Source organism: Cupriavidus sp. HPC(L), from assembly GCF_000307735.3.
In the GTDB taxonomy this organism is placed as follows: Bacteria; Pseudomonadota; Gammaproteobacteria; order Burkholderiales; family Burkholderiaceae; genus Cupriavidus.
In genome coordinates this window covers 1-9220 of record NZ_AMPR02000102.1, presented here as the reverse complement: position 1 = coordinate 9220, position 9220 = coordinate 1, and the positions used below count along the sequence as shown (strand labels likewise).

Sequence of the window (9220 nt, the reverse complement as noted above, 5' to 3'; positions counted from 1 at the left end):
AATGTCATGGCGTCTCCGTGAGGGTCCTTTCTGCGAGGATGCGGGCAAATTTAAGCGGGACATCGACGATTGATCTAATCAACTATCGTCGCGTGCCGCTATGGAAAACCCTAGGCGTCGGCATGGCGGCACAGGTTTCGCAAAACTCACTTTCTCGATAAATTGCCGATAAGACGCATCGGGCGCTCCGCCGCGCATATTGGAGGTGCATTCCGGAGCTGCATTCCGGAGTTGAATTCCAACGACATTCCCGGACCCCGCGCGCCTCCTGAATTCCGGACCGACCACCATCATGGCTAGTTGCACGATCCACCGCCTTGCCGAGCGCGCGCTGCTGTGCAGCGTGCCGCCACCCGCGTCGCTCGACGTGCAGCGCCGTTTCTGGGCGATGGCCGATGCCGCCGGCGCCTGGCCCGGCGTCGTTGATGCCTATCCCGGCATGAACAGCCTGACGGTGCTGTTCGATGAGGGCGCCGACCCGCTCGCGCTCGAAGCGCGGCTGGCGCAGGCGTGGGAGCGCGCCGACAGGGAAGGCGACGGCAGCAACGCCAGCAGCCATGTCGGCGGCCGCGTCGTCGAGATCCCGGTCCGCTACGGCGGCGACGATGGCCCCGACCTGGCCGACGTGGCCGCGCATACCGGCCTGACGCCCGAGGAGGTGGTGCGGCGGCACAGCGCGGGCAGCTATACCGTCTACTTCCTCGGCTTTCAGCCCGGCTTCGCCTATCTGGGCGGGCTCGACCCGGCGCTGGCCACGCCGCGGCGCACCGAGCCGCGGCTGGTGGTGCCGGCCGGTGCGGTCGGCATCGGCGGCGAGCAGACCGGCGTCTATCCCGCAGCCGCGCCCGGCGGCTGGCAATTGATCGGACGTACCGAGTTGCCGCTGTTCCTGCCCGAGCGCGATCCGCCCTCGCTGCTGGCGCCGGGCGATACCGTGCGCTTCGTTGTCGCATCGGTTGCCGAGCCACTCGCCAAATCGGTGCGCCCATGATCGAGATCCTTCGCCCCGGCGCGCTGGCGTCGATCCAGGACCTGGGCCGCAACGGCATGCGGCGGTTCGGCGTCGGCGGGGCCGGCGCGCTCGACACCGTCGCGCTGCGGGTCGGCAATCTGCTGCTGGGCAATGACGCCGGCGCGGCGGCCATCGAATTGACGCTGGGCCGCGCCACGGTCCGCTTCCACGCTGACCTGCGGATCGCGCTGAGCGGCGCCGAATGCCGTGCCGACCTCGACGGCGAGCCGGTCTGGTGCTGGCATGCGTTCGACGTGCGCGCTGGCAGCACGCTGACGCTGCCGGCGCCTCGCGGGGGCACCCGTACCTTTCTGTGCGTGGCCGGCGGCATCGACGTGCCACTGGCGATGGGCTCGCGCAGCACCGATCTGAAGGCCGGCTTCGGCGGATACCAGGGCCGCGCGCTGCGGCGGGGCGACCGGTTGGACGCGACGCGGCGCGACTCGGTCACGGCGCCATCGCCCCGGATCGGCGTGCTGTCGCCCGCGTGCGCGTTGCCGTTGCCATCGGTCGCTGACGGCCGCGCGCTGCCGATCCGCATGCTGCCCGGGCTGGAGTACGATCAGTTCGAGACCGAGGCCCAGCACGCGCTGTGGCAGGCCGACTGGACCGTCACGCCGAACAGCAACCGCATGGGGTTCCGGCTCGAAGGGCCGGCGCTGGCCCGGCGGCGCGGCGCACCGGAACTGCTGTCCCATGGCGTGGTGCCGGGCGTCATGCAGGTGCCGCCGGGCGGCCAGCCGATCGTGTTGATGGCCGATGCCCAGACCACCGGCGGCTATCCGAAGATCGGCGTCGTCATCGAGGCCGATCTGTGGCGCCTGGCGCAGGCGCCGCTCGGCGCGGCGGTGCGCTTTCACCGCGTCGGCCTCGAGGAGGCAGAGGCCGCGCGCATGCAGGTGCAGACCTATCTGCGCCAGGTCGCGCAGGCGGTGGCATGGCAAGGCGAGGCGCGGGCCGGGGGACAGGCGCTGGCCGCGCGGCGGCGGGCGATGACGCGCCAGCTGCCGTCGGCCGACGCCACGCTGCCGTGATGCAAACCAGCTCAACGAACCCTTCCGGGAGATCCGCCATGCAGATCGATCTGAACGCCGACCTCGGCGAAGGCTGCGGCAGCGACGAAGCGCTGCTGGCATTGATCAGTTCGGCCAATATCGCCTGCGGCTGGCATGCAGGCGACGCGGCCACCATGCTGCAGACCGTGCAGTGGGCACTGGCCAAGGGCGTCGCCATTGGCGCGCACCCCAGCTATCCCGACCGCGAGAATTTCGGCCGCACCGAGATGCGGCGCGACCCGCGCGACATCTATGCCGACGTGCTGTACCAGATCGGCGCGCTCGCGGCGATCGTCAAGGCCCAGGGCGGCCGCCTTGCCCACGTCAAGGCGCATGGCGCGCTCTACAACCAGGCCGCGCGCAACCGCGCGCAGGCGCAGGCAATCGTCGACGCGGTACGCGACTTCGACCCGCAACTGGTCTTCTTCGGCCTGGCCGGCAGTGTGATGATCGAGGTCGCGCGCGAGGCCGGGCTGACGGTCAAGGAAGAGGTCTTCGCCGATCGCGGCTACAACCCCGACGGCTCGCTGGTCCGCCGCGGCACGCCCGGTGCGCTGCTCGACGACGACGAGGCCGTGCTGGCGCAAACGCTGTCGATGGTCCGCGAGCGCAAGGTGCGCGCGATCGACGGCCAATGGATCCCGATCCAGGCCGATACCGTCTGCCTGCACGGCGACGGGCCGCATGCACTGGCCTTCGCCCAACGGATCCGCGATCGTCTGCGGGAAGAGGGGATTGCGGTGCGGGCTTAGGCAGGCGATATTCTTGCTCGAATTGCCCTGGACTTGCGCGGCGGGTCGAACGGCTGTTGCCTGTGCCGATTTGCCACTTAAACTTCGTACGTTGCAGACAAGCGCGGACGATTGTAGAGGTCGTCAGTATGACGGCAGCCTCGACAGGTGGGCTCCTCGAGTCCGGGGTCTGCAACACTTCCTCCAACGCCCCCGATACAAGCACGATTTGAAGGGCGATCTCTGCTCAGTGCTGCGATGACGCGCCGACATTCGCGTTGGCTGCCGAAACAGTCGCAGGCTGCTGCCGTCTTCCGGTTCTGGAATATGTGAAAACGGTGACGTCGCAGGAAGGGCAATGGGGGACAGCGCGACGTCGTCTAGCCGTCTGCCCGCGGCGCCCCGCGCTGCCTCCGCCGCTCCCTTCGCCGCGTGAGCCCGAACTGCTCGACGCGCCAGGCCAGATAGCAGAAGGCCAGAAACGGCCACAGCCATCCGAGCCATTGGGCCAGGCCGTTGAAATGGACGAAGCGGCCGAGCCGCCAGCCCTGTTCGGAGACCCAGGCATAGGGATTGGGCGGCAGCACGTTGGTCAGGATCACCAGCGTCAGCAGCGCGCTCATCGCCAGGATGCCGCGCAGCGGACGCGGCAGGCGCACCAGCAGCACCAGCGCCAGCGTGCCGGTCACCAGTGCGTAGCGGCCGCCTTCGGACAGCCAGTTGAAGGCGTTGTCGGCGGGAAACTGCAGTTCGGCGGCGAGCCCCTTGAGCAGCAGCGTGGCGGCCAGCAGGCCGGCGAGGATGCGCAGCGTCGGGGCCTGCCGGCGCATTGCCACCGAGGCGAACAGGCCGGTGCCGACCCACGCGCAGCCGGTTACCAGCGATTCGAGCAGCTGGTGCTGCTGCATGTCGTCGGGGCGCAGGCCGATGTCCTCCTGCAGCCGCAGGAAGCCCGGAAACACCCACTGCACCAGCTGCATCGGCCACGACTCGGGATTGGTCAGCCATTGCCGCACCAGCCCGCCCATGCCGAACAGATGCTCCTGCGGAAAGATCTGCGCGAACGGCCACAGCAGGATCAGGATGATCGCGAAGCTGGCGTGCGACTCGAACCAGGCGATGCGCAGGCGCCGCAGCGTGCCGCGATCGATCATCGCGCTGGCGAACGGCGCCATCATCGTGCCACCGAGCAGCGCGCCCAGCGCATTGGTCATCAGATCGATATTCGATGGAATGCGGTTCGGCAGCCAGGTCTGCAGCGCCTCCATCGCGCCGGACAGCACGATGCCGGCAGCGAACGCCAGCAGCGCGGCGCGCGCGCCCGTCACGCGCGGATGCAGCGACAGCACCACCAGCGCGCCGAACGGGCAATAGCCCAGCACATTGGTCAGCAGATCGAAGTCGGTGATGTAGCGCGGCTTGGGCGCGTTGAGGAAGGCCCACGGCGAGATGCCGTTGTCGGTCCAGCCGGTGAACGGATACAGGCTGGCGTAGATCATCAGCAGCGTCAGGCACAGCAGGCCGAAGCGCGCCAGCGGCGAATGGCGCAGCATGGCCGCGTTCTCCGGCGGCACCGCGCCGAGGCGCGGGTCCGGAGGAACGGGAGACGGTGGCAGGTCGTGCTGTTTCATGATGCTGCTTGCGGGCGTACCGGCCCGGCGTACCGGCTGGCGTACCCGCTGATGTATCGGCTCATCGTACCGGCAGCGTCGCCACCCAGTCGATGATCGCCGCGATCACGGCATCGGTGCTGCCGGCCAGCGCGCGCACGCCGCCGGCGCCGTCGGCGCTAGGGGCGGGCTGCTCGGCGGTGAAGGTCTTCTGGCCGACCATGCCGTTGCGCATCACGGTGGCGCGCACCTGCACCACGCCCCGGCTGCTGTCGGCGCTGTCGAAGACCTGCTCGAAGTCGACGATATCGACCTTCAGCGCGGGCGCCTGCGTATCCCCGGCCCAGGTCAGTTCGCCGCGTGCCGACACCGCTTCGCGCAGCCGTTCGTCGAACAGCCGCACCGGCGACATGATCCAGCGCTGCGTCGCATAGGGCTGCAGGCGCTCGGCCTGCGCATAGCGCAGCCGGTAGTGGATCGCGTTGCCGTCCAGCCAGGACGGGCCATCGGTGGACAGCACGCGCAGCCGCGGCAGCGTCTTGCCCTGTGCCGGCGAGGCGGCCGGCGGGCCGAGATCGTAGGTCGTGCTGTGCGGCGTGGCCGGCAGCAGAGAGCAGCCGGCCAGCAGCGAGGCGGCCAGCATCGCGCCGGCGCCCGGACGCAGCAGCGCGGAAAGGTTGGCGAGGCGGGACAGGACGGCGTCGGTCATGGGCATCGGTTCCCGGTGCAGGATTGGATTCACGGTGCGGTCCCCGCCGAGGGCGCGCTGAAGCCGTCCTCGCCGGGACCCGGCGGGGTCGCCGAGCCGCCGAACAGCACGCTCTGCGGCCGCTCGTTGAACTGGCCGGCGGCGCGGTCCAGGCTGCGCACCGTCTGCCGCGCGTCGCGCGCGAGGCCGTTGAGCTGCGGCAAGGTCTGGTCGTTCAGATTGTTGGCCGCGTGCTCGACCGAGCCGGCCGCGGCGCGCAACTGCTGGCCGACGCCGTCGACCGTGCGCATCAGCGTGCCGTCGGGGCTGCCGAGCTCGCGGGTCAGCTGTTGGGTCGACTTCAGCGTCGCATTCAGGTTCGCGGTTACCTGCGGCAACTGCCGCGCGGCCGGTTCGATCGCACGGGCCACGCGCGCATAGTCGTCAACGCCCTCCTTGATCGAGCGGATCGTCGTCATCAGCTCGCGCCGGTTCTCGCCCTGGAACATGTCGTTGAGCGAGGCCATCAGCGATTCGACCTGCGTCAACAGCGAGTCGCCGCGCCGCTCCAGTTCCTCGAAGAAGCCCGGCCGCATCTGGATGCGGGCGACCGCGCGCGGCGAGGTCTCCAGCGGCGGCGACGGCGCGGTGCTGCCTTCCTGCGCGGCGGTATCGTCCAGCTGCACGTAGGCGATGCCGGTCACGCCCTGCAGGCCCAGCGTGGCATAGGTGGTGCGCGTGATCGGCGCCTCCTTGTCGACGCTGATGCGCACGATGATCTGCCCCGGCACCGACGCATCGAAGCGGATCGACTCGACCCGGCCCACCGTCAGGCCGCGGTACTTGACGTCCGCCTGTGGCCCGAGCCCCGTCACGGTCGAGCGCGTGACCAGGTCGTAGGGCACGCGTTCGGTGTGGTCGGTGCCGAACCAGAACAGCGCGAACAGCACCAGCACGGCCAGGCCGATGGTGAACACGCCGGCGAGAAAGGCGTTCGACTTGTTTTCCATCACGACTCTCCAGCGTGGCCGGACACGGCCGCCACGTCCGATGCAGGGTGGGCGCCGCCGGGCAGCGCGCTGAGCGCACGCTGGCCGCGTTCGCCGAGAAAATATTCGCGGATGAAGGGATGGTCGTTCTTCACCAGCTGCGGGATCGGCAGCGCCGCCAGCACCTTGCGGTCCGCCAGCACCGCGACGCGGTCGGACAGCGCGACCAGCGTGTCCAGATCGTGCGTGACCATCACCACCGTCAGCTTCAGCTCGCGCCGCAGTTCGCGGATCAGCGCGACATAGTCGTCCGATGCCATCGGGTCCAGGCCCGCGGTGGGCTCGTCCAGGAACACCAGTTCCGGCTCGAGGGACAGCGCGCGCGCCAGCGCCACGCGCTTGATCATGCCGCCGGACAGATCGGCCGGCATCTTGTCGGCGTCGCGCGCCGACAGGCCGACCAGTTCGAGCTTGAGCAGCGACGCCTCGCAGATCAGATTGTCGGGAAGGCAGCGAAGTTCACGCAGCGGCAGCGCGATATTGTCGATCACCGACAGCGACGAGAACAGCGCGCCGCGCTGGAACTGCATGCCCCAGCGGTTGCGCATCCATTGCAGCCGCGCGGGGTCGAGGCCGGCGAGGTCTTCGCCGAACAGCCGGATGGTGCCGGCGGTGGGGCGCTCCAGGCCGACGATCTGGCGCAGCAGCACGGTCTTGCCGGTGCCCGAGCCGCCGACGATCGACAGCACCTCGTCGCGATAGACCTCCAGATCCAGGCCGTCGTGCACGACGGTATCGCCGAAGCGCTTGACCAGGCCCCGTACCTCGATGATCGGCGTGCGACCCCGTTGCACCGTGTCGCGGCCGGTATCGACGATCGCCGTCATATGCCGACATCCTTGAACAGGATCGCGAAGATCGCATCGGCCACGATCACCACGGTGATGGCGGTGACCACCGACGCGGTCGTGCCTTCGCCCAGGCTCTGCGTATTGGGCTTGATGCGCAGGCCGAAGTGGCACGCGGTCAGCGCGATCAGCATGCCGAAGGCCACGCCCTTGCCCAGGCCAAGCCACAGGTTGGCGACCGGCACCGCGTTGGGCAGCTCGCGCAGGAAGAACACCGGGCTCAGGCCCAGCTGCATGTTCGAGGCCACCATGCCGCCGATCAGCGCCAGCAGCGCGGTCCAGGCGACCAGCAGCGGCATCGCCACCGCCAGTGCGATCGCGCGCGGCATGATCAGCCGGAAGCTGTGCGAGATCCCCATCACCCGCATCGCGTCGAGTTCCTCGGTCACGCGCATCACGCCGATCTGCGCGGTGATTGCGGAGCCCGAACGGCCGGCCACCAGGATCGCGGCCAGCACGGGCCCGAGCTCGCGGATCACCGACAGGCCGAGGATATTGACGATGAAGACACTGGCGCCGTAGGTGCGCAGCTGGTTCGCCAGCAGATAGGCCAGCACCACGCCGATCAGGAAGCCCACCAGCGCGGTGATGCCCAGCGCCTTGTAGCCGATGCTGTAGACGTTGGCCGAGATCTCGCGCCACGGGCCGCGCCGCGGCGCGGCGGCGAAGCGCAGCAGGTCCAGCGACAGCTGGCCCAGCATCGCGACGCCGTTGCCGAGCTGCGAGAACAGCGACAGCATCGACGCGCCGAGCAGCGTGACCGGGTTGAAGCGGTCGACCATCCGTTTTTTCCAGCCGTGCCGCCGCACCGCGGCGATCCGCTCGAACGCGCGGCGCTGGCCGTCGGTGGCCTCGAGATGGGCCGGAAAGCGCTCGCCCCAGGCCTGCCACAACAACTGCGCGCCGATATGGTCGAGCCGGCCGATGCCGCCCAGCTGCCAGCGCGCCGTGCCGGGAACGAGGGCCTGCAGCTGCCGGCGCAGGTCATGGGCGCAGCGCTCCTGCGCCAGCGACAGCGCGGTCCAGTCTCCCTGCAACTGCACGGCGGCGGTGCCGTCCTGTTGCGTGACAGCGATGTCCGGCTTCGTATAGCGTTCCAATGGCTGACCGATGTAAGGTGCGAAAGCCGATTTTAAGCCACGCGCCGGCGGGCGCCAAAGTGGACGCGGCTACAATGCGCATGGCCCGATATCGTCGGCCGCCGCCGATTTGCTGCCTCCTCCGCCCGCATGACCGCCGCCCCCACCGATTTTTCGGCCGATTCCTCCGCCGATCTCCCCACGCCTTCCCTCTCGTTGCCGCCTGCCTGGCGCATCGATCCGGTACGCCTGCGGGCCGCACTGGTCGAGGACGCGGCGCAGTGGCAACTCGAGATCGTGGACGAGACCGGCTCGACCAACGCCGACCTGGTTCAGGCCTGCCGGCGCACGCCGTGGGCCGAGGCAGACATGCTGCCGGCCGGCATGCTCCGGCTCGCCTACCGGCAGACCGCCGGACGCGGGCGCCAGGGACGGCCCTGGCAGGGCCAGGCGGGCATGACGTTCTCCGTCGCGCTGCCGCTGGCGCTGCCGCCGGCGCGGCTGGCCGGGCTGAGCCTCGCGGTCGGGCTGGCGCTGGCCGAGGCGCTGAACGACGTCGACGCGCGGCTGGGCAAGGCGGTCGGCCTCAAATGGCCGAACGATCTGCAGATCGACGGCCGCAAGCTGTCGGGCATCCTGATCGAGTCGGTGCCCGCGGGTCCGCAGCGGGTATGGGCCGTGGTCGGCATCGGCCTGAACCTGGTGCGCGATGCCGCGATGGAGGCCGCGCTCGGACGGTCTCTGGCAGGCGTCACCGAATGCATGGACCGATTCGATCCGAAGCATGGGCCGACCGATCTGCTGGCCGCGGTGCTGAACCGGCTGGCCGCGATGCGGATCGCGTTCCTTGCCGACGGCTTCGCGCCGATGGCGCGGCGCTGGTCGGCGCGCGACGCCTATCGCGACCAGCCGGTGCGGCTGCTGCACGACGGCGCGGTGCAGGCCGAGGGCATGGCGCGCGGCGTCGATGGCGAAGGTCATCTGCTGCTGGAGACGGCAAGCGGGTTGCAGCGGATCGCCTCTGGCGAACTGTCATTGCGGCCTGCCGGCGAGGGGACGCGATGAGCGCGAACCACGATGCGCAAGCCAAGGCGAGCGGCACCGTGCTGCTGATCGATATCGGCAATACGCGCCTGAAGTGGGCCTGG

At 69.6% G+C, this 9220-nt stretch carries 9 protein-coding genes; 4 read left to right on the top strand and 5 right to left on the bottom strand.

Annotated features, from left to right (window positions below; translation table 11 throughout):
- Positions 1 to 292 precede the first annotated feature (292 nt).
- Genes pxpB through pxpA form a run of 3 tightly spaced genes read left to right on the top strand, consistent with a single transcriptional unit; the run spans position 293 to position 2819 of the window.
- The gene (gene pxpB / locus B551_RS07740) at positions 293 to 991 is read left to right on the top strand and encodes a 5-oxoprolinase subunit PxpB (RefSeq protein WP_006580169.1); all 699 of its coding nucleotides are present in this window, start codon (positions 293 to 295) and stop codon (positions 989 to 991) included.
- Complete coding sequence (locus B551_RS07735) at positions 988 to 2046, top strand: biotin-dependent carboxyltransferase family protein (protein WP_006580168.1); 1059 nt, start codon at positions 988 to 990, stop codon at positions 2044 to 2046. The genes pxpB and B551_RS07735 overlap by 4 nt, the downstream gene beginning before the upstream one ends.
- A 38-nt stretch (positions 2047 to 2084) precedes the next feature.
- Complete coding sequence (pxpA, locus tag B551_RS07730; RefSeq protein ID WP_006580167.1) at positions 2085 to 2819, top strand: 5-oxoprolinase subunit PxpA; 735 nt, start codon at positions 2085 to 2087, stop codon at positions 2817 to 2819.
- A 359-nt stretch (positions 2820 to 3178) separates the two neighbouring features.
- Here pxpA and B551_RS07725 read toward each other — a convergent pair whose 3' ends face one another.
- The 5 genes from B551_RS07725 to B551_RS07705 form a co-directional block, all read right to left on the bottom strand.
- The gene (locus B551_RS07725) at positions 3179 to 4429 is read right to left on the bottom strand and encodes a VanZ family protein (RefSeq protein WP_043438033.1); all 1251 of its coding nucleotides are present in this window, start codon (positions 4427 to 4429) and stop codon (positions 3179 to 3181) included.
- A gap of 61 nt (positions 4430 to 4490) precedes the next feature.
- Positions 4491 to 5117 (bottom strand): ABC-type transport auxiliary lipoprotein family protein, encoded by a 627-nt coding sequence (locus B551_RS07720; protein WP_023263811.1) that lies wholly within the window; start codon positions 5115 to 5117, stop codon positions 4491 to 4493.
- Positions 5118 to 5146: 29 nt separating this feature from the next.
- Positions 5147 to 6106, bottom strand: coding sequence for an MlaD family protein (locus tag B551_RS07715; RefSeq protein WP_006579623.1), 960 nt, complete (start codon positions 6104 to 6106; stop codon positions 5147 to 5149).
- Positions 6106 to 6972 carry an ABC transporter ATP-binding protein gene (locus B551_RS07710; protein WP_006579622.1) on the bottom strand — a complete coding sequence of 289 codons (867 nt, stop codon included), beginning with the start codon at positions 6970 to 6972 and terminating at the stop codon, positions 6106 to 6108. Before B551_RS07710 ends, B551_RS07715 begins: the two co-directional genes overlap by 1 nt.
- A complete protein-coding gene (locus B551_RS07705) occupies positions 6969 to 8093 on the bottom strand; it encodes an ABC transporter permease (RefSeq protein WP_006579621.1) in 1125 nt (374 codons plus the stop codon). Before B551_RS07705 ends, B551_RS07710 begins: the two co-directional genes overlap by 4 nt.
- A gap of 129 nt (positions 8094 to 8222) precedes the next feature.
- Between B551_RS07705 and B551_RS07700 the strand changes: the two genes are divergently transcribed.
- Entirely contained in the window at positions 8223 to 9137 is a 915-nt protein-coding gene (locus B551_RS07700; protein WP_052511289.1) for a biotin--[acetyl-CoA-carboxylase] ligase, read from the top strand.
- Positions 9138 to 9220: the final 83 nt, after the last annotated feature.